General features: G+C 67.6%; 17 protein-coding genes. 4 read left to right on the forward strand and 13 right to left on the reverse strand.

The window, feature by feature from the left end; translation table 11 throughout:
• The 4 genes from PMI01_RS10260 to dapF form a co-directional block, all read right to left on the reverse strand.
• Positions 1-744: radical SAM protein (locus PMI01_RS10260; protein ID WP_007667745.1), on the reverse strand; the 744-nt coding region annotated here is incomplete at its 3' end.
• Positions 741-1,688: a signal peptidase I gene (gene lepB, locus PMI01_RS10265; protein WP_007667749.1), complete on the reverse strand. Its 948-nt coding sequence runs from the start codon at positions 1,686-1,688 to the stop codon at positions 741-743. The genes PMI01_RS10260 and lepB, both read right to left, overlap by 4 nt.
• Complete coding sequence (locus tag PMI01_RS10270) at positions 1,685-2,599, reverse strand: SDR family NAD(P)-dependent oxidoreductase (RefSeq protein WP_162136388.1); 915 nt, start codon at positions 2,597-2,599, stop codon at positions 1,685-1,687. The genes lepB and PMI01_RS10270 overlap by 4 nt, the downstream gene beginning before the upstream one ends.
• Positions 2,512-3,366, reverse strand: a complete 855-nt coding sequence (dapF, locus tag PMI01_RS10275; RefSeq protein ID WP_007667755.1) for a diaminopimelate epimerase — start codon at positions 3,364-3,366, stop codon at positions 2,512-2,514. The genes PMI01_RS10270 and dapF overlap by 88 nt, the downstream gene beginning before the upstream one ends.
• Positions 3,367-3,466: 100 nt before the next feature.
• Between dapF and PMI01_RS10280 the strand changes: the two genes are divergently transcribed.
• The 3 genes from PMI01_RS10280 (at position 3,467) to PMI01_RS10290 (ending at position 7,675) form a co-directional block, all read left to right on the forward strand.
• Positions 3,467-4,261, forward strand: a complete 795-nt coding sequence (locus PMI01_RS10280) for a potassium channel family protein (RefSeq protein WP_007667759.1) — start codon at positions 3,467-3,469, stop codon at positions 4,259-4,261.
• A gap of 106 nt (positions 4,262-4,367) precedes the next feature.
• On the forward strand, positions 4,368-6,533 hold the full coding sequence (locus tag PMI01_RS10285; protein WP_035035680.1) for a prolyl oligopeptidase family serine peptidase: 2,166 nt from the start codon (positions 4,368-4,370) through the stop codon (positions 6,531-6,533).
• A gap of 356 nt (positions 6,534-6,889) precedes the next feature.
• A complete protein-coding gene (locus PMI01_RS10290; RefSeq protein WP_157223731.1) occupies positions 6,890-7,675 on the forward strand; it encodes a Crp/Fnr family transcriptional regulator in 786 nt (261 codons plus the stop codon).
• A gap of 97 nt (positions 7,676-7,772) precedes the next feature.
• Here the strand turns inward: PMI01_RS10290 and PMI01_RS10295 are convergent, their stop codons facing one another.
• The 3 genes from PMI01_RS10295 to PMI01_RS10305 all read right to left on the reverse strand — a co-directional run bounded on the left by PMI01_RS10295 (position 7,773) and on the right by PMI01_RS10305 (position 10,959).
• Positions 7,773-8,330, reverse strand: a complete 558-nt coding sequence (locus tag PMI01_RS10295) for a zf-HC2 domain-containing protein (RefSeq protein WP_007667766.1) — start codon at positions 8,328-8,330, stop codon at positions 7,773-7,775.
• 203 nt (positions 8,331-8,533) lie between these two features.
• Positions 8,534-9,514, reverse strand: a complete 981-nt coding sequence (gene galE, locus PMI01_RS10300; protein ID WP_007667769.1) for a UDP-glucose 4-epimerase GalE — start codon at positions 9,512-9,514, stop codon at positions 8,534-8,536.
• A gap of 110 nt (positions 9,515-9,624) precedes the next feature.
• Positions 9,625-10,959 carry a putative O-glycosylation ligase, exosortase A system-associated gene (locus PMI01_RS10305; RefSeq protein WP_007667770.1) on the reverse strand — a complete coding sequence of 445 codons (1,335 nt, stop codon included), beginning with the start codon at positions 10,957-10,959 and terminating at the stop codon, positions 9,625-9,627.
• A 192-nt stretch (positions 10,960-11,151) separates the two neighbouring features.
• Here PMI01_RS10305 and PMI01_RS10310 point away from each other — a divergent pair, with 192 nt between their 5' ends.
• Complete coding sequence (locus PMI01_RS10310) at positions 11,152-11,424, forward strand: hypothetical protein (protein WP_007667772.1); 273 nt, start codon at positions 11,152-11,154, stop codon at positions 11,422-11,424.
• Here the strand turns inward: PMI01_RS10310 and PMI01_RS10315 are convergent.
• The 6 genes from PMI01_RS10315 to PMI01_RS10340 form a co-directional block, all read right to left on the reverse strand.
• Positions 11,366-12,598: a glycosyltransferase gene (locus PMI01_RS10315; RefSeq protein ID WP_007667774.1), complete on the reverse strand. Its 1,233-nt coding sequence runs from the start codon at positions 12,596-12,598 to the stop codon at positions 11,366-11,368. The two genes, PMI01_RS10310 and PMI01_RS10315, sit on opposite strands and share 59 nt — an antisense overlap.
• Before the next feature lie 7 nt (positions 12,599-12,605).
• Entirely contained in the window at positions 12,606-14,618 is a 2,013-nt protein-coding gene (locus PMI01_RS10320) for a hypothetical protein (protein ID WP_007667777.1), read from the reverse strand.
• Positions 14,619-14,776: 158 nt separating this feature from the next.
• Positions 14,777-15,865 (reverse strand): glycosyltransferase family 8 protein, encoded by a 1,089-nt coding sequence (locus PMI01_RS26430; RefSeq protein WP_007667780.1) that lies wholly within the window; start codon positions 15,863-15,865, stop codon positions 14,777-14,779.
• The gene (locus PMI01_RS10330; RefSeq protein ID WP_007667782.1) at positions 15,820-16,815 is read right to left on the reverse strand and encodes a glycosyltransferase family 2 protein; all 996 of its coding nucleotides are present in this window, start codon (positions 16,813-16,815) and stop codon (positions 15,820-15,822) included. The genes PMI01_RS26430 and PMI01_RS10330 overlap by 46 nt, the downstream gene beginning before the upstream one ends.
• Positions 16,812-18,101, reverse strand: coding sequence for an ABC transporter ATP-binding protein (locus PMI01_RS10335; protein ID WP_007667784.1), 1,290 nt, complete (start codon positions 18,099-18,101; stop codon positions 16,812-16,814). Before PMI01_RS10335 ends, PMI01_RS10330 begins: the two co-directional genes overlap by 4 nt.
• Entirely contained in the window at positions 18,085-18,933 is an 849-nt protein-coding gene (locus PMI01_RS10340; protein ID WP_007667785.1) for an ABC transporter permease, read from the reverse strand. Before PMI01_RS10340 ends, PMI01_RS10335 begins: the two co-directional genes overlap by 17 nt.
• Between the last annotated feature and the right edge of the window lie 3 nt (positions 18,934-18,936).

Below are 18,936 nucleotides of genomic sequence, written 5' to 3' on the forward strand. Positions count from 1 at the left end.
CGACCCCAGCCGCAGGCGCGGCAGGTCCGGGACCAGGCGCAGGATGCGGCCGACCAGCTGGCCCAGGGTCGGCTGGCCCGGCAGGTCGGCGCCCCACGAGGTCACGTCGACGCCGGTCAGCACCACCTCGCGATAGCCTTCGGCCGACAGGCGGCGGACCTGGTCGACCACCTCGCCGGCCGGGGCCGAGCGCGAGTTTCCCCGGCCATAGGGGATGATGCAGAAGGTGCAGCGGTGGTCGCAGCCGTTCTGGACCTCGACATAGGCCCGGGCGCGGTCCTTGAGGCCGGCGATCAGGTGACCGGCCGTCTCCTTGATCGACATGATGTCGTTGACCCGCACGCGGGTGGAGGTGTCGAGCAGGGCCCCCGGGGCGGCCTTCTCGGCGTTGCCCAGCACCAGGTCGACCTCGGGCATGGCGGCAAAGGCGGCCGGATCGATCTGGGCGGCGCAGCCGGTGACGATCAGCCGGGCGTCGGGCCGCTCGCGACGCGCCTTGCGGATCGCCTGGCGGGCCTGGCGCACGGCCTCGTTGGTCACCGCGCAGGTGTTGAACACCACCGCGTCGCTCAATCCGTCGGCGGCGGCCCGGGCCCGGATGGCCTCGGACTCATAGGCGTTCAGCCGGCAGCCGAAGGTGACGATGGCCACGTCGTCGGGACCGTTGGACACCGTCGCGGGTCCACCTTCCTCGCCGATCGCGGGGGCGGACCTGGGCTTCGAGGGAGCGACGACGAAGGTCATGGCTTCATCCCCACGCGGGCGGCGACGGTCGACTTGAGAACCTTGGTCACCACGCCACAGATATCTTTCTGGGCAACCGGGCCATTGGTGCGGGAGTCGAGACTGTTGTCGCGATTGTCGCCCAACGCGAACCAGGCGCCAGCGGGAACGCTAAACGGCCCGAAGTTATCAAGCTCGCCATTTGGCGCCAGATCGAGCGTTTCATAGCTGCGCCCGCCAGGCAGGGTTTCCCGATAGACCTGACCGCTGGAGGAATAGCCGTCGTCAGCGATCGGCAGGCTTCGACCTTCGGCGCGGCGGACGGCGACATGGCCGTCGACGGTCAACACACCGGCGCGCAGGACGACGACCTGACCAGCCCCCGCCACGATCCGCTTGACGTAACGCACGCGGCCAGTGCGATGGATGATCACGTCGCCCACGGCAGGCCTGATCGAACCGCAGAGTCCCCGCGCACCGTACACGCCCAGTACGTCGCCTTGAGTCAAGGACGGCTTCATCGACGCGGAGGGGATCGTGTAGGCGGAAAGCGGCAAGTACGCGCGCAATCCCAGTCCGATCAGCAGCGGCGTCATGGCGAAGAGCAGGTGAACCAGGAACTTCGGCCGCTTGACGGCCGCGCCAGTCGCGCGGGCGCGCCAGGCGATCCAGCCGGCATGGAATGCGGCCAGCACATTCAGTATCCAGATCGGACCGACGTTGGATGCGTCGTCCGCCCAGCGATAGATCCCGGGCGGCGATTCAAACGTCCAACCGATCGCCACCAACGCGGCGACGATCAACAGGACCAGAAACGCCAGCGCGAGGCGCACCCTGCCGACGAACACATAGCCCACGGGCGGGAGCAAGAGGTTCAGGACGAAGGCCCCGGCCACACCGCGACGCGATGGTCGCTTGGCCACGACTTCGGCCACGCCCGGAGACGAGAGGACGGCTTCCGTCACGGCGTGTCCACGAACGCCGCGAAGGCGTCCTTCCAGTCGGGATGCCAGCGCGACAGGGCCGGGCGGTTGTCGATGACGTCGCCCATGGCCCAGGCCATGCGCTTCTCGTCCAGCGCGCGCGGCACGTCGTTGTCGGGGCAGAGGATGTAGAAGTCGCCGCGTTCGATGCTTTCCAGCATGAAATCGACGGTCTGTTGCGGGGTCCAGGCCGCCGCCGGCTTGTCGCCGCCGCGCCGGGTCATGCCGGTGTGGACGAAGCCGGGGATCAGCAGGCGGGCGTCGACCTGGCAGCCGACGATCTCGCGCAGGGTGTGGGCCAGGCCCTCGGTCAGGGCCTTCACCGCCGACTTGCTGACGTTGTAGGCGGTGTTTCCCGGCGGCTGGGTGATCCCCTGCTTGGAGCCGGTGTTGATGATCAGGCCCGGACGGCCGCTGGCGGCCATCTCCTCGCCGATCAGCTGGACGCCGTTGATCACGCCCCACAGGTTGACGTCGAGGATCCGCTTCCAGGGGTCTTCGCCCGAGAAGGCGTCACCGCCGCCACCGACCCCGGCGTTGTTCATCAGGACGTCGATGGCGCCGAACTTCGCGACGGCCGCGTCGCGCAGGGCCTGGACCGCCGCGCGGTCGGCGACGTCGGTCGGCACGGCCAGGGCGCGGTCGCCGATGGCGTCGGCGGCCTTCTTCAGGGCCCGGCCCATGATGTCGGCCATCACCACGTTCATGCCGAGACCGGCGAAGGTCTGGGCGGCGGCCAGGCCGATGCCGTCGGCCGCGCCGGTGATCACGGCCGTCTTGCCGGGCCCGATGGCTGGGTGGACGCTCATGCGGCGACCTTCTCCGGCAGCTTGCCGGTGAATTCCAGGGTCACGGGACCGGTCATGATCACGTGGCCGTCGGCCTCGCGCCATTCGATGGTCAGGGCGCCGCTCTCGAACTCGACCTTGGCGACGCGGTCGGTCAACCCGCGACGCACGGCGGCGACCTGGGCCGCGCAGGCCCCGGTGCCGCAGGCGGCGGTCAGGCCGGCGCCGCGCTCCCAGACCTTCAGCTGGATGTGGTCGCGGGCGGCGATGTGGGCGAAGCCGACATTGACGCCTTCCGGGAACAGCGGGTGGTGCTCGATCAGCGAGCCCGTCCCGCGCGCCAGCTCATCGGTGGCCGGGGCGTCGACGAAGAACACCACGTGCGGATTGCCCATCGAGACGCAGCCGGGGGTGTGCAGGTCCGGGGCGTCGATCGGACCGACCTGCAGTTCGATCCCCTTGGTGTCCATCTCCTCGGACAGCGGGATCTGGTCCCAGCGCAGGCCCGGCTGGCCCATGTCGACCGTCACCAGCTTGTCGCCGGCCATCACGCCCGATAGCCGGCCGGCCACGGTGTCGAAGGCCACGGACGTCTTCCTGGCCGACTCCATCAGCAGCCAGGCCACGCAGCGGGTGCCGTTGCCGCAGGCCCCGGTCTCCTCGCCGTCGGAATTCCAGAACCGCACATAGGCGCTGGCGCCCTCCGCCCTGGGCGGATCAATGGCGATCACCTGGTCGCAGCCGATCCCGCCGTCACCGCGCTTGGCGATGGCGCGAATGTCCTCCGCCGTCGGATTGAAGGCCTGGGAGGCGGTCTCGAGCACGACGAAGTCGTTGCCCAGCCCGTTCATCTTGAGAAAGGTGCGGCTCATGGTCCGGGCTATATAGTGGAAAACCTCGGCCGAGTCAGAGGTCGACCCCAACTGCGGCGATTTGAGCGCGGCTTTTTGGCGCTCCAGGGAAGGACGACGGGTGCGAGACCACGACGGCCATGAGCACGATCTCCGTCTCCGCGCCCGGCTGCGGGCGCTCTATCATGGCGCCTCGCCCGCCTCGGTGCGGTTCCGCTATGGGATCATCGTCATCGACCTGGCGATCATCGCCTTCTTCATCGCCGCGCCGCTGATGCGCCGTCACGGCCTGACCTTCTATCTGATCGACTACGGGATCGCCGCGTTCCTGGCCCTGGACCTGACGGCCCGAGCCATCGCCCATGGCGACGTCAAGGCCTGGCTGAAGAGGCCGGTCGTCTGGGTCGACCTGTTCGTGCTGACCACCCTGCTGTTCCCCGCCTGGCTGTTCAATTTCGGCTTCCTGCGGGTGGTGCGGCTGTGGACCCTGATCCACAGCGAGTTCTTCTGGCGCACCATCGGCCGGCGCTATGACGACACCCGGGTCGAGCAGATCACCCGCGCCGCCGCCACCCTGGTGACCTTCGTCTTCGTGGTGACCGGCTTCGTCTATTCCAGCTTCGCCGGACGCCACCCGGGCATCGGCGGCTATGTCGACGCCCTCTATTTCACCGTCACCAGCCTGACCACCACCGGCTATGGCGACGTCACCCTGCCCGGGGTGTGGGGCAAGCTGCTGTCGATGGCGGTGATGCTGGGCGGGGTGTCGCTGTTCATCGGCCTGATCCAGTCGATCCTGCGGCCGCACAAGGTGAGCTTCGCCTGCCCGTGCTGCGGCCTGCGCCGCCACGACCCGGACGCCGTCCACTGCAAGGCCTGCGGCACGGTGCTGAACATCCCCAATGACGGGGACTGAACGCCGGCTCCCCTGGCGCCGGACGGGTTTTCCTCTACCGTCGCGATCAAGGCGCCGCTTCGCTCGCGAGACGGCCCATCTGTCACGACAGCCGATGGATCCCTAGATGCGTAGCCTGCTTCTCGCTCTCCTCGCCTCCACGAGTCTCATGACCCCCGTTTTCACCACCCCCGCCCAAGCCGCCGAACCCGCCGATCCGGTCGTCGCCGCCGACACCGAGGCGCGCACTCCGCTGGCCGAACTGGGCAAGGACGACCCCTACAGGTGGATGGAGGAGATCGAGGGGACGCGGGCCATGGACTGGGCCAGGGCCCAGAACGCCGCGACCCTGCCCAAGCTGCAGGGCGATCCGCGCTACGCCGCGCTGGAGGCCCAGGCCCTGGCCATCCTCAACGCCAAGGACCGCGTGCCGGGCGTGTCGTTCGCCGGCGACGGCGCCCTGCGCAACTTCTGGCAGGACGCCGACCACGTGCGCGGCCTGTGGCGCAGGACCACGCTGGAGAGCTACCGCACCGTCGCCCCGACCTGGGAGACGATCCTCGACATCGACGCCCTGTCCAAGGCCGAGAACGCCAACTGGGTGTTCAAGGGCGCCCAGTGCCTGCCGCCGCACGACACCCGCTGCCTGGTCACCCTGTCGAACGGCGGCAAGGACGCGGTGACGATCCGCGAGTTCGACACGGCGACCAAGGCCTTCGTCCCTGGCGGCTTCGACCTGCCCGAGGGCAAGCAGAATGTCACCTGGCTGGACCAGGACACCCTGCTGGTGGCCCGCGAGTGGGAGCCGGGCCAGGTGACCAAGTCGAGCTATCCCTATGTGGTCAAAAGCTGGAAGCGCGGAACGCCCCTGGCCTCGGCTAAGGAGCTCTATCGCGGCACGCCCGACGACGTCTCGGCCGGCCCCTATGTGGTCCGCGACAGCGACGGCGCCGTCCAGGCGGTGATGGCCTATCGCGGCGTCAGCTTCTTCGAGAGCGAGACCTACCTGCTGACCGACCAGGGCGCCGCGAAACTGCCCTTCCCGCTGAAGAGCTCGATCCAGGGTTATGTCAGCGGCCAGCTGGTGCTGTCGCTGGAGCAGGACTGGGCCGAGAAGGGCTTCAAGACCGGCGACCTGATCAGCTTCGACCTCAAGGCGCTGAAGGCCGACCCGGCCAAGGCCCAGGCTGCCCTGGTGCTGCGCCCGACGGCGAAACAGTCGGTCGAGCAGGTGACCACCACCCACGGCAAGCTGATCGTCGGCCTGCTGGACAATGTCACCGGCGTCGCCCACGCCTACACCCACGGCGCCCAGGGCTGGACGCACCAGAAGTTCGACCTGCCGGCCAATTCCACGATCAGCCTGGGCTCGACCTCCGAGAAGGACGAGCGGTTGTTCGTCAGCGTCACCGGCTATCTGGCGCCCACCACCTATTGGCTGGCCGACGCCGGCTCGCTGAAGCTGGAACAGGTCAAGGCCTCGCCGGCCCGTTTCGACGCCTCGACCCACGTGGTCGAGCAATTCGAGGCCACCAGCACCGACGGGACGAAGATCCCCTACTTCGTCGTGCGGCCCAAGGCCGTGAAGTACGACGGCCAGGCCCCGACCCTGCTCTACGCCTATGGCGGCTTCCAGGTGTCGATGACCCCGGCCTATTCGGGGGTGATGGGCAAGCTGTGGCTGGAGCGCGGCGGGACCTATGTGGTGGCCAACATCCGCGGCGGCGGCGAGTTTGGTCCCGCCTGGCACGACGCGGCGCTGAAGGCCAACCGCCAGAAGGCCTATGACGACTTCTACGCCGTCTCCCAGGACCTGATCGATCGCAAGATCACCTCGCCCCGCCACCTGGGGATCATGGGCGGCAGCAACGGCGGCCTGCTGATGGGCGTGGCCCTGACCCAGCGGCCCGAGCTCTACAACGCCGTCGTCGTGCAGGTGCCGCTGTTCGACATGATCCGCTACAGCCAGATCGGGGCCGGGGCCTCGTGGGTGGGCGAGTATGGCGACCCGGCCATACCGAGCGAGCGGGCCGTCATCGCCAAGTATGACCCCTATTCCAACCTCAAGGCCGGCCAGCGCTACCCCGAGGTGTTCATCGAGACCTCGACCAAGGACGACCGCGTCCACCCGGCCCACGCCCGCAAGGCCGCGGCCCGGCTGGAGGAACTGGGCTATCCGGTGCTCTATTACGAGAACATCGACGGCGGCCACGCGGCCAGCGCCAACCTGGCCGAGACCGCCCGCCGCCAGGCCCTGGAATATGTCTACCTGTCGAAGAAGCTGATGGACTGACGCCCAGGGCCCTTGAGTTCGACTCCTCGGCCCTCCCTCACCGTCATCCCGGGCCCTGCCTTTACCCGCACTGACAAGGCGCGCCCCGCCGCCCAAGGAAACAGGCCAGCAGCTTCGCGCGCTGGTCTCCCTGGCCTGCGCCCAAGCGCCGCCCTCCCCGGCAACTATCGAATGAAGTATTGACAAATTCTTCACCGAGTTCACTGTTAAGGTTACCAGATATACCCATAATATAGATTCATTAAATTCACCAATCTCTATGTAACAATTATTATACATAAGACTATGTAGTAGTAAAGAACTATAATATACGAAAGAGGTGAGGGCTTTCGATGGAAGGTGATATACGTTCTACTGTGAAATCATCGTTCCAGATCTCCACCCTGAGTGAATCTGGATCCGGATATGTCTCTGACGTTGAGCGTGTCCGCGCCTTCTGGCGTCACGTCGAACATTACGACGCCGGGTCGCAGGTTCGGCAGGGCGAGCGCAGCGGCCTTGAAAAACGGCTGATCATCGTCTCCGGCTGGGCTTGCGAGTTGCGCATCCTCCCCGACGGCCGGCGGCAGATTTTCTCGTTTCTTCTCCCCGGCGACGCCATCGAGGCGCGCGGAGCGGGAAGCGTCGGCGCCTGCGGCGTCGTCGCGCTCACGCGGCTTGAGGTCGTGAACCACGGACCACAGCTGACGGCCGACCCCGCTTACCGGGACGCGGCGCGCCAGGCCCTCTACGAGGCCGCGCTTCAAAGGGAGCGTCGCCTCTACGACCACCTCGTGCGCATGGGGCGGCTTTCGGCGAAGGAAAGGGTGATCCACCTTCTGCTCGAGCTCCATGAGCGGCTCGAACGCGTCGGCCTGGTCCATGGCGAAACGTTCAAGATCCCCCTGACCCAGGAAGTCTTCGCGGACGCCTTGGGGCTCAGCGTCGTGCACATCAACCGCACCCTGAAAGGGCTGCGCAAGGAGGGCTGGGTCTGCATCAAGGCGGGATCCGTGACGCTCAGGAACCGGCCAAGGTTGGCGGCGGCCTCATGCTATCGATCGGAAGCCGACGATCTTGAGTTCGACGCGTTGATGCAGCGTGCGGGTGAGGACCGCATGAGTTGCGCCGCCCCGCCCCCGAGGCGGAACCTGTCGGCCTAGGTGTCGGGCGTCCAGGGCGGTGCGCGTTCGACGCTCGAGTCCGACCTCCGCACTGACCTTGGACTGAAGCGGGAGGCGTGCGGACGCGTCAGTCCGTTCAGGCGTGAGAACGGTACAGTTCGTCGCCCCCCACCACGAGGCAGAGGCAACCTGTCCGGGCGTCGGCCGCGGCGTGCCGCACGCGCGTCGCGGCCAGATCCAGGAAATCGCCGCCGCCATAGCGGGTCAGGCCGACCTGGACAGCGCCCGTCGCCACCAGGAGGAGTTCCGCCGCGTCCGGCAGGGCGAACGGCGTTCCCGGCGCGGCCTTCAGCAGATGGACGGACTCGCCAAGGCCGCTGACGCCCTGGAGCGGCGCGCTCGCGACGCCCCGGCCGGCCGGCCGCCACCGCCCGACCGCTATGCGCCTCAGGGCCCGAGGAAGCGGTCCACCCGCCGAAGGCGCCTCATGGCGGCCACGGGCGTCCGCCAGCCCGCCGTCGGGAACGTTCCGCGAGGTCGCCTTTGTCCAACGCCGATTTTCCATCCGCCCCAGAGCAAGCCTGCACTGCCGGCAGAGGTCCAGATGCGCGACCACCGCCAACGCGGCGCCCGGCGCCAAGCCCCCGCGGTCGTAGTCCGATAGCAGTGCGGCCGAGGGGTGTTCAAAAGCCATCGACGATCCTTCCTCCCCAGCAGGCCCTCCAAGCACGGTCATGCCTCACCTATGTACAGAGGGCCTCGACGGCGATATCGACGCCTTCGCGGCCCGGCCGGCCTCGCCCCGGCGCCACCCCATGACCCGGCCTCTCGTCAGGGCAAACCGTCGGGGCCCGGCGCGTCGTGCCGGGCCCCGCCAATGACGCAGTGGACCAGCCTTCAGGCGGCGTTCAAACGACGTTCCCAGGCCAGCGCGTCCCCGACGATCTTCTCCAGCGCCTCATGCAGCGGAATCCACCCAAGCTGGGTCTTGAGCCGCGTCGGATCGGCCACGACGATCGGCGGATCTCCCGCGCGCCGCGGAAACTCCCGCACGTTCAGCCGGTGGCCGGCGGCGTTCTCGACGGCCCCGATCACCTCCCGGACGGAGAAGCCGCGCCCGTAGCCGCAATTGAAGGCGCCGGACACCCCGCCCGAACGCAGGTGGTCGAGCGCCAGGGCGTGCGCGGCGACAAGGTCGCTGACATGGATGTAGTCCCGCACGCCGGTGCCGTCCGGCGTTTCGTAGTCGACGCCGAAAATGCCGATGTAGGGCAGAAGTCCAAGCGCGGCCTGGCAGGCGCGTTTGACCAGGTGCGACGCCCTGGGCGTCGATTGCCCCGTCCTTCCCAACGGGTCGGCGCCGGCGACGTTGAAATAGCGCAGGGCCATATAGCGCAGGCCCGTCGCACGGGCTGTGTCCTGCAGCATCCATTCGGTCATGAGCTTGGAGCGACCGTAGGGGTTGGCCGGCGACTTGGCGGCGTCCTCCCCGATCACCGCCTCCTGGGAAGCGCCGTAGACGGCGGCCGTCGACGAGAAGATGAAGTTCTTCACGCCGGCCCAGACGCAGGCCTCCAGCAGGCGACGCGCCTTGGAGGTGTTGTTCTCGTAGTACAGCAGCGGATTTTCGACGGACTCGGGGACAACGGTCGAGCCCGCGAAGTGCAGGACGGTGTCTATATCGTGGTCGGTGAGGATCCACTGGACCAGCGCCTGGTCGGCGATATCGCCCTGGAAGAAATGCGCGGCTTCAGGGACCAAAGACCTGATGCCGGTCGAGATATTGTCGAGCACACAGACGGATTCACCTTGCTCCAGAAGCGCCAGAGTCATATGGCTGCCAATATATCCAGCACCTCCCGTAATCAGAACCGTCATAGTTCCACCTTCTGAAATCAGAAGTGAGTGCGATATGTTGTTCACACCCTTAGATTTGTAGTGGAAATTCTAGACGTAATTACTGCAATCCCACGCTCAAAGGATACTTTCTAAGGCTTTATTTCCGCGCTATGCGAGGCGCCGGCGGCGAGAGTCGCCGTGGATCGCTTCCACGGGGCGATGACGGTCGCCGCGACCTGGGGCGCGGAGCCGCGCACGACCTGACGCAGCGAGGCGGTGACGGCCAGCAGAACCAGGAAGCCGTCGTAATAGGCCATCGAGAGGGCCGCGCCGCCGACCAGCATGGCCACGAGGCTGACCTGAAGCATCCGGGCCAGCAGGTTGGCCCAGTCGAGCTCCGGGCGGCCCCGCGTCGCCGCCAGCACCAGGAAGGTGTTGAGACCGGCCGCCGCGACCATCAGCAGGTAGAGCGCCAGACCCACGAACCCCGTGTCGCCCAGCACCTGAAAATAGATGCTGTGAGCCGCCCGGCCGGCACTGAGGCTGCCCGGCGACTGGAACTGCCGCGCGACCGGATCGCGTTCGACGGCGGAGAACCCGCCGCCGGTGAGCGGACGCGCGGTGGCGATGTTGAGGCTGGTGGTCCAGGCCGCGACCCGGCCGCTGAACGAGACGTCTTCGTCATACGCCTGGATCGTGGACATCCGCTCGGACCAACTCGCCGGCAGGAAGCTCGACAATGCGACCGCCATCACCAGACCCGCCGCCAGGAACTTCAGCGCCGCCCGGGTCCTCAAGGCATAGGTCGCGCCCGCCGCGACCAGCGCCACCAAGGCGCCCCGGGAATAGGTGCCGATGATCGTCAGGACGGCGAAGCCCACGGTCGCCAGGCACGCCAGCCGGGCCAGTGGAACCCGGCTTGTCGCCTGCAGGTAGTTCAGCAGCGGCAGCATGACGATCAGGGCCAGGGCGAGCGAATTGTTGTCCGCGATCATCGAGTTTTCGGGACCGTAGACGCGTTGCCCTCCACCGGTCAGCAGGACATGGCCGCCGTCCTTGACGGCGTAGTAGCCAAGCGAAGCCACGTAGATCCAGATCACCGCCTGGATGCGCGCCTTGGAGTTCGCCAGCATCACGATCGCCAGGACCAGGGCGATCGTCTTGATCGTGCGGTCCCAGATGGGCATCGAGAAGGCTCGATCCAGGGCGAGGTAGGTGGCCAGGCTGGCCCACAGCATGAAGAGGACGACGAACACCGTGAACGGGTTCAACGGAACCAGTTTGCGCTCCTTGGAGATCATCCACGCCAGGCCCGTCAGCGCGGCGACCTGGAAGTTGAGCGGGAAGCCCATGAGGAAGCCGTAGACTTCGCGCTGGGGGTTCATCAGCGCAATCCAGAGCCAGGCCAGGAGGCCCACGACCGGGGCGCGCAGGATCATCGGTATGATGCCGATCAGGGCGGCCAGCAGGATCAGATCGCGCATGGAGGGCCTCGCATACGTGGCAGGGTGCGCCAGGCCGCCCAGCCGATCTGCGGCAAATGATGGTCCTGAAACCGCTTTCCTGGCGCCGACCGCCCGGATGCGGACGCCGCCGCCCCGATTGCTGGGGCGGGAGTGTCATTTGCGCGTGCGGGCGCGGGCGCGTTGTTGGGCAATGAGTCCAGGAGGTCCCACATGCTCAGCATTCTGTTCGGCTTCGAGATCATCGCCTTCCTGGTGGTGGCGTGGTGGGTCTACCTGCGGGCGGATGCGGGCGAGGACGCCGCCGAAACGGGGCTGCTCGGCATGAGATCGAGCACGAGGGTCCGGGCGGGCGCCGCTCCGAAGTGGAAGGCCGCGCCCCGTGGCGACGCGCGCGCCGTTCCGTCGGCGTCGAAGGCGCTTGCCGTCAGCCGGGCCGGGCCAAGATGGAGGGGTGTCGAGCATCGGCCGGGAGGGCGGCCCTAGACGCCTGGACGGCTCGGGCCAGAGCCGTGATGCGGCCGGCGTTGTGGGCCCAGGTGTAGGGCGCCTGCTCGACCGTACGCAGCGCCTCGGCGCCGAGCTCGCGGCGGAGTTCCAGGTCCGCGCACAACCGCTGCAGGGCGGCGGTGAAGGACGCCTGGCTGCCCACCGTGAACAGCAGGGCGTTGCGGCCATCGGCCAGAACCTCGCGGATGTTGGGCTGGTCCGGCGCGATGATGGCGCGACCCAGGGCCATGTATTCGAAAAGCTTCAGCGGCGACGCGTATGGAGTCGAAGCGGTCTGCAACGCGATGTCGAAGGCCTGCATGTAGGCGGCCACCCGCGGGTGCGGCACGCGGCCCACGCAATGCAGCCGCGCGCCCACGCCGAGCGCCTCGGCCCGAGCCCGCAGGTGCGGCAAGCCCGGGCCATCGCCGACGATCAGCAGGTGAGCCTCCGGCGGAAGGTGCGGCAACGCCTCCACGGCCCAGCCCACGCCATGCCAGTCGCGGACGAAGCCGACAAAGCCCAGCACCACGGCGGCGGCCGGCAAGTCGAGACTCCGACGCAGGCGCGCGCCGGAGCCGGCCGCCGGAAACCGCCGCGGGTCCGCGCCGTTGGCGATCACGTGCACGCCCTCCGCCCCGACGCGGGCTCGCCGCACCTCGGCGGCCAGCACTTCGGTCACGGGCAGGACGGCGTCCGCCCCCCGCCAGAGCGCCGTCTCGCAGGCGCGCGCCACGGACGTCAGCTGCAGCTTGCCGAAGGAACCGCGCTCCGCCGCCAGGGGAGAGTTCACCTCCAGCAGCATCGGCAGGCGATGACGCCTCCGCAGCAGCAGGCCGGCCAGCAGGAAGAGGTTGTAGCGTTCGTAGAGCACGTCCGGCCTGAACGCGCGCGCATGGCTTCGCAGCCGCAGGTAGGCCGGGATGTTGTAGGCCAGTTCGAGAAGCTCGAACGCCGCGGGCGGAAGCAGCCGGCGCAACAGGTCCGCGGCGCGTTCGAGCCGGCTGCTGGCGCCGGCCGTCTGGGCCTCGTCGGCCGAGGTGGGCCCCACGACGCACACCAGGTGTCCCTGATTTCTGAGCGCGGTGACGACCTCGGTGATGTGGACCCGCATGCCGTCCGACGCGGCGATCCGGTGATGGTAGAGGATACGGAGCGGGCGCTGATCCATGCTTCGTCTAGTCCTGAACCGGGGTGGCGAGAGCGATCGCGAAGGCGGGCTCACTGGGATAGCTGGCGTCCATCCGCGGGGTCTGGGCCTTCACGAAGCCGTAGGCTTCCCGGGCCTGGGCGGATCCGGTCGCATTGATGATCGAGGCCAGCGAGGCCCGCGCCAGCGCGGCGTAGCCTCCCCCCCAATCTGGATTGTCCAGCGTGGTCACGGGCTGGCGCACCGGATCGAAGGTGGCCGCGAAGGCCTCGGGCCAGGTCGTGAACGGGCGCTTCGACTTCGGGTCGGCCACGACCAGAAAATACGGGGTGCCGTAGATCGGGTCGTAGCCGCGCTTGTCGTTGGTGAAGCGGCCGGCCACGAAATTGGTCATCCAGGCCATGATCGGGCGCGCCTGCGGGTAGCCCATGCTGTCGATCCAGCCCAGCACGATGACCAGGTAGTCGTTCTGCCACGGCGGCGCGGCGCCTTCCTGGGCGTAGGCGCCGGGCAGGTAGCCCCTCAGGTCGCCGGCCCCGGCGAGCTCGTCGCCCTCCACGTACCGGCGCACGATCTCGCGCAGGTTGCCGTTGAGCTTGGCTTCGAAATAGGGCTGCAGGGGGCTGTCGCTGGGCAGGATGTAGGCCGCGTTGGCCAGCGTTCGAAGCGACCAGGCGACGGCGCGGACCTGGGACCCCAGCAGGATGCCCGCTGTCTGACCGCGATACTCCGGATTCATCGACAGCAGATCGAAGCCCGCCTGCATCGCAAGTTCGTCGCGGTAGTACTGCGAGCCCGTGAGCAGATAGGGCAGATAGGTCAGCGACGGCTGATGGGCGTCGTCGGGCTGCCAGACCGTGTCCGATATCTCGTATCGCCGGCCCAGGACGCCCGGCGCCGCGGCGCCGCGCCCGTCCAGCCAGACCTGGGGGTGCTGGTCGATGTCGATCGGGCCGCCGGTGCGCATGTCGCGGACGTGCCAGGGGATGGATCCCGCCGCGTCGGCGTTGGCCAGGAGCGTCTCCTGGTTCTCCCGCGACGGGTCGAGGAGGTAGAACACCGCCCAGGCGGGCAGCGGCCCGATGTCCGGACGTCCTCCGGTGGTGGGCATGTAGGGCACGACGCCCGCCGACCCCAGCGGCCGGTCGCTGCCGGTCGCCAGCTTGTGGGCCTCGCCGGCCGAGCCCCGGTCCGGCTGGAAGAGGGCGTAGCGCGGCGCGGCGCCGACGGCGACCAGCAGTCCCAGGTCCGGCACGACCCGCGGCGGCGGCGCCCTGTCGACGCAGATCACCTTGTGCCAGGTCGCATAGGGGTAGTGCGCCACGCGCTGCACCCGGTAGGCCGGCGCCCCGTTGATACTCAGGCTCGCGTCGTAGAGCTGGGTCGAGATGTCCGGGTTCTGCGCGGTGTCGTTGTGGAAGATCACGTCCACGCGGGACGCGCCCGCCGCCGGCGTCCATACGTCGAACACCACCTGGACGCCGTGCATGAGGCCGGACGCATAGCGCCGTTCCCGCACCAGCGGGCCGTCGAGCCAAGGCCGCTCGTCGCGGGCGGCGGCCTTTGCGAGGCCCCGCAGGTTGACGTTGACGGTCTCGACCCGATCGGGGCCGGTATGGAAGGTCAAGGCCAGCCGGACGTCCGGCGGCGGCCGCGAGGGAGCGGCGGCCGGCGACGGACCGGCGCCGGTCGTCGTGATGACGCCGTCGAGCGAGCCTCCTGGGGTCATGACCGGCGTCTGGACCGTGATGATCGCATGGCGCACGGAACCGTCGGGGTACAGGGCCTTGGCGTCCATCTGCGACCGCGCGGCCGCCCCTCCCAGCTTGACCGCCAGGCGTGAGTTCGGCGTCACCTGGCCGCGCCGGAAGACCTGGCCGAAGGAGACGATCCGCTTCGAGGTGGCGGCGTCGCCGTCGTTCACGATGCGAAACGTCGCGGCCTCGCCCTTGAACGGCTCGGCCCTGGCCACCGGCCGCGGCGCGATCGGAGAGCAGGGCGCAAACCCCAACAGAAGAATGACGAGCAGAACCCAGCGCATGTCTGATCCGACACTCCCGGTTACGCCGGCGCGACAACGGGTCCGGCGGCGCCGCGCCCGGGCGAGGGGGGCGCAGACCAGCGTGGCGCCCGGCGCCGACGCCGGCCGGGTCATTTGACAGGTCGGGGGTTCTCCCGCCGCGCGGGAGGCCGCCCCCTCTAGTGAGCCCGGCCCATCGAGAGCAGGCGGGCGGACCTGTCGATGACGCGACCGACGGTGGTGCTGCGCAAAACCCGGTCCCACGTGTAGTCGGACCCCAGAAGGTCCAGGACGTGATTGGCCAGGTATTCCGGCAGGCGCGACCAGCTCTTGCCGATCGGCGGGGCCGCGCGCCACGCGGTCAGCCGAAGATAGTCGCGATAGAGCCGCTTCCCCGGCGTCGCCGCCACGAACAGCCATGGCTTTCGGGCGGACGTGTAGTGGATGATCGCCGGCGACCTTGCGGCCCGCGCGATCGCGGCGTGATCGGCCAGCGACGTCAGCCGCCAGGGCCGAAGCATCCTGGCCTGGAGGTTCCAGCGGTACGGCAGGATCTTGGTCGCGGCGTGAAGGACCGCATTGATCGCGTCCTGATCATGGAAGGCGAGATTGTCGCCTTCTCGCGCGATGAAATCGGCGAGCCGCCTTGTCAGGTCGTCAGAGCGCCACCTGGCCAGGTTCAGCAGGAGGACACCGGCGTTCACGTAGGGCCCCTCGCGGGGCATGCCGAGCGCCTCGCGGCGCCACAGGCCGAAGGGATCCGGAACGGCGGCCAGGACGTGATCCCGAACGTCGGTTCGCCACAGGTTCATCAGGTCGTCCACGACGATCAGATCCGAGTCCAGATAAAGGATCTTGTCGATGGAATCGTCCAGGACGGTTGCCGCGAACAACCTCGTATAGGTTTCCACCGCTATATGATGCGACGTGTATAGGTGTTGACTGCTACGCCAATAGTATATCTGAAGTCGAAAATTGTCATAGCCACCTAATGATCCGACTAGCTTCGACTCCATGGCGGAGTCTTGGCGGCTCGATATCAGGTGTACATCCAGGAAGTTGCTCGCGTTGTTCAGGAGCAATGAGACCAGGGCGACAGCCAGGTGCTGGTAGTAACCGGGGTCGCAGCAGAACAGGACCGTGATCGTCCTGTCCGCCGCCCTCGCCTGCTCGCCGGGCGGGCGTCCCGCAAACGGCGGGGACGTCTCGTTCGGAGCGGCTTTCACCGCGTTGGCCCCATATCCGCGGGCTTCGGCGAACCCCTCCACGGCCCGCGCGCCAGGACGGGCGCGACGATCCTCTTGAGGGCCAGCCTCCAATAGGATCTCGTCCAACGAACCCCAGGCCAGATCTTCCGCGCCAGCTCGATCATCCACGCGCAGCGCCGCCCATTGTCGAGGGCGTTCGAAGCGTCGTGGATCAGTTGATGGGCAAGCGCCCTCAGGGCTTGGCGTTTCAGTTGCCCGGCGTTGGCGAGCATCGCCGAGTTGCGATCGAAGAAATCAACGAAGGCCTCGTATCGCTGTTGGTAGTCCGCCGGGCCCTTGTACTTGTCGCGCATGTTGTTGGCGTGCAGGCGGACGTAGCCCTGGACCGCGCCGATCACGCCAACATTTCCGTGGACGGCGCAGCGCAGCCACATCTCCAGATCGCCCGCATGCAGCAATTGGGGGCGGTAGCCGCCGATCCGCTTCTGGATGCTGCTGCGCACGACCACGGTGGCGGTCTCGACCGGATTGACCGGGCGCGCGCAGAGGTCGCCGATGAAGTCGGCGCCCCGGAAGATCGCCGCGCCGTCGGCGTCGACGCTTTCGCAGAGAGCGTCGAGTTCGTCCTCGTGCGAGAACCGGACGGCGCGGCCATGCACGAAGGCGACATCCGGATGGTTTTCCATCAGCCCGACCGCGCGCGCCAGGGCCCCGGGCGCCACCAGGTCATCGGCCGAGAGAAGCAGCATATAGTCCGCCCGCACCCAGCCGATGCCTTCGTTGAAGGTGGCTATGTGGCCCCGGTTCACGCGATGGACGATGACCTCGACCCGCTCGTCCTTCGCGGCGATCCTGCGGGCCTCCGCCGCCGAACCGTCTTCCGAGGCGTCGTCGATGATCAGAACGCGGATCGGGATCCGCCTTTCCCGCAGGACGCTCGCCACGCACTGCCGAAGGTAGTGGCCATAGTTGTAGCAGGGGACGATGACATCGACGCCCGCGGGTTTCACGGCCCGGCTCCCATGGCGATGGTCCGGAGCGTCGCCGGACGCCGCGCCTCCCCCAATTCCCACTCGCCGGGCTCGTGGAACACGCCAAAGTGCATGTCCAGCATGGGGTGCCGCACATGGAAGGACCCGCCGGCCTGGGCGCAGATCAGCTTCTGAAAGCCCTTTTCACGCACCAGGATCTCGATCCTGTAGAACTCGGAGATCAGGGCGAGCGGCGGCGTGAGCAACTCGATCGTCCCATGACCCGACGAGGGATCGACGACAATCCCGTCCAGTTCGGTGCTGAAGCAGCAGCAGGCGACGCCATCCGACCGCACGATCGCGACCACGAAATTGGGGGCCTCCACGGACCGGGTCGCGGTGTAATCGATCCGCACCCGCATTCTCTCACCGTGGTCGAATATGGCCCTTGGCGCGTCGGCCTCGTCCATCACCGTGACGTCGGTGATGGCGATCGGCCAGTCGGCGGCCTCGTGGCTCGCCCAGGGCACCGCGCTGAGTCTGCAATCAGCCTCGTAGAGTTCGACGCCTTTTTCCGTCGGGCCATCGAATTGAACGCGCCCGCCACGAAGGTAGATGACCCGATCGCACATGCTCTTGATACTGAACATGTTGTGGGAGACCAGAATGATCGTCGCGCGCCGCTTCTGCAGGTTCCGCGCGAAGTCCATGCACTTTCGCTGGAAGGGCAGGTCTCCGACCGACAGGACCTCGTCCAGAAGCAGGATGTCCGGCTCCAGATGAGCCGCGACGGCGAACGCCAGGCGGACGTACATGCCGCTCGAATATCGTTTCACCGGCATGTCGATGAACGCTTCGAGTTCGGCGAAAGCGACGATCTCCTCGAACTTCCGCTCGGTCTCGGACTTCTTCATGCCGAGGATCGCGCCGTAGAGGAAGATGTTCTCGCGTCCGGTCAACTCGCCGTGAAAGCCGGTGCCGACCTCGAGCAGGGACCCCAGGCGGCCATGGATCCGAGCCTGCCCCGCCGTCGGGCTGGTCACTCTCGAAAGGACCTTCAGCAAGGTGCTCTTGCCCGCCCCGTTGAGGCCGAGAACGCCGACGTTCTCGCCGTGCCGGATCTGGAACGAGACGTCCTTCAGGGCCCAGAAGCTCTCGGCGGGGCGGCGGGGCTGGCCAACGCCCTTGAGCGCGGCGCCGAAGGCGGAGGCCACGATGTCGCGAACCGTGTCGTGCCGCCGGCCGCGACCCTGGAGCCGATATTTCTTGCCGAGCCCCCGCGCCTCGATGGCGATGGAATCCGCCGGATCAGATGACGTCCGCAAAGGAGCGCTCCATCTTCTTGAAGTAGACCAGTCCGCCCGCCAGGCAGGCCGAGATGATCACGCAGCTGATGGCGATCGCTCTGAAGTCCGGGTGACCGTCGCGGAGAAGCACCCAGCGGAAGCCCTCGATCACGCCCACCATGGGGTTGAGGCTGTATAGAAGCCGCCAGCGCTCAGGAACGATGGCCATCGGATAGGCAACGGGCGAAGCATACATCCAGACCTGGATGACGAACGGCAGCGCATGCACGACATCACGAAATCGAACACTCAGAGGCGCAAGCCACAGCGCCACGGAAAGCGAGAGGCTGAGGGCCACCAGCAGAAATAGTGGCAGGAGAAAGATGTATGGGGTGATCTCGACCTGGTACCAGACAAGCATAGCCAGGAGCACGACAAAGCCGGCGGCGAAATCGATGAGCGGGGCGGCCACCATGGCGAGCGGAACAAGCAACCGCGGAAAGTAGATTTTGCGGATCAAATCGGAATCGCTGACCAGGCCGGTCGAGCCTCGGCGGACGGCCTCGGCGAAGTACATCCAGGGCAGGACGGCGGTGAAGGCGAAGATCGGATAGGGCACGCCGCCCGACGGCATCTTCGCGAAGTGGCCGAACACCACGCTGAAGATCGCCACGGCCAGGATGGGCTGGATCAAGGCCCACGCGGCGCCGATCGCCGCTTGCCGGTACCGGATCTTGAGTTCCCTCAGGACCAGGAAATAGAGCAGCTCGCGGTACTGCCAGAGCTCCTCCAGCTCCAGCTTCCCCAGGGACCTGCCCGGCCGGATGTCGATCGTCCGGCGATCGGGCTTGGGCAAGGCCGCGGCGGTCATCGG

The organism is Caulobacter sp. AP07 (assembly GCF_000281955.1).
Classification (GTDB): domain Bacteria; phylum Pseudomonadota; class Alphaproteobacteria; order Caulobacterales; family Caulobacteraceae; genus Caulobacter.

Excerpts from the sequence above, each read along its gene's own strand:
- PMI01_RS10270 (WP_162136388.1), bottom strand. The coding sequence starts at position 2,599 with ATGGCGCGAGGCCGACGGCCACGTGATCATGACCGGTCCCGTGACCCT.
- dapF (WP_007667755.1), bottom strand. The coding sequence starts at position 3,366 with ATGAGCCGCACCTTTCTCAAGATGAACGGGCTGGGCAACGACTTCGTC.
- PMI01_RS10285 (WP_035035680.1), top strand. The coding sequence starts at position 4,368 with ATGCGTAGCCTGCTTCTCGCTCTCCTCGCCTCCACGAGTCTCATGACC.
- PMI01_RS10295 (WP_007667766.1), bottom strand. The coding sequence starts at position 8,330 with ATGGCTTTTGAACACCCCTCGGCCGCACTGCTATCGGACTACGACCGC.
- galE (WP_007667769.1), bottom strand. The coding sequence starts at position 9,514 with ATGACGGTTCTGATTACGGGAGGTGCTGGATATATTGGCAGCCATATG.
- PMI01_RS10305 (WP_007667770.1), bottom strand. The coding sequence starts at position 10,959 with ATGCGCGATCTGATCCTGCTGGCCGCCCTGATCGGCATCATACCGATG.
- PMI01_RS10310 (WP_007667772.1), top strand. The coding sequence starts at position 11,152 with ATGCTCAGCATTCTGTTCGGCTTCGAGATCATCGCCTTCCTGGTGGTG.
- PMI01_RS10315 (WP_007667774.1), bottom strand. The coding sequence starts at position 12,598 with ATGGATCAGCGCCCGCTCCGTATCCTCTACCATCACCGGATCGCCGCG.
- PMI01_RS10320 (WP_007667777.1), bottom strand. The coding sequence starts at position 14,618 with ATGCGCTGGGTTCTGCTCGTCATTCTTCTGTTGGGGTTTGCGCCCTGC.
- PMI01_RS10340 (WP_007667785.1), bottom strand. The coding sequence starts at position 18,933 with ATGACCGCCGCGGCCTTGCCCAAGCCCGATCGCCGGACGATCGACATC.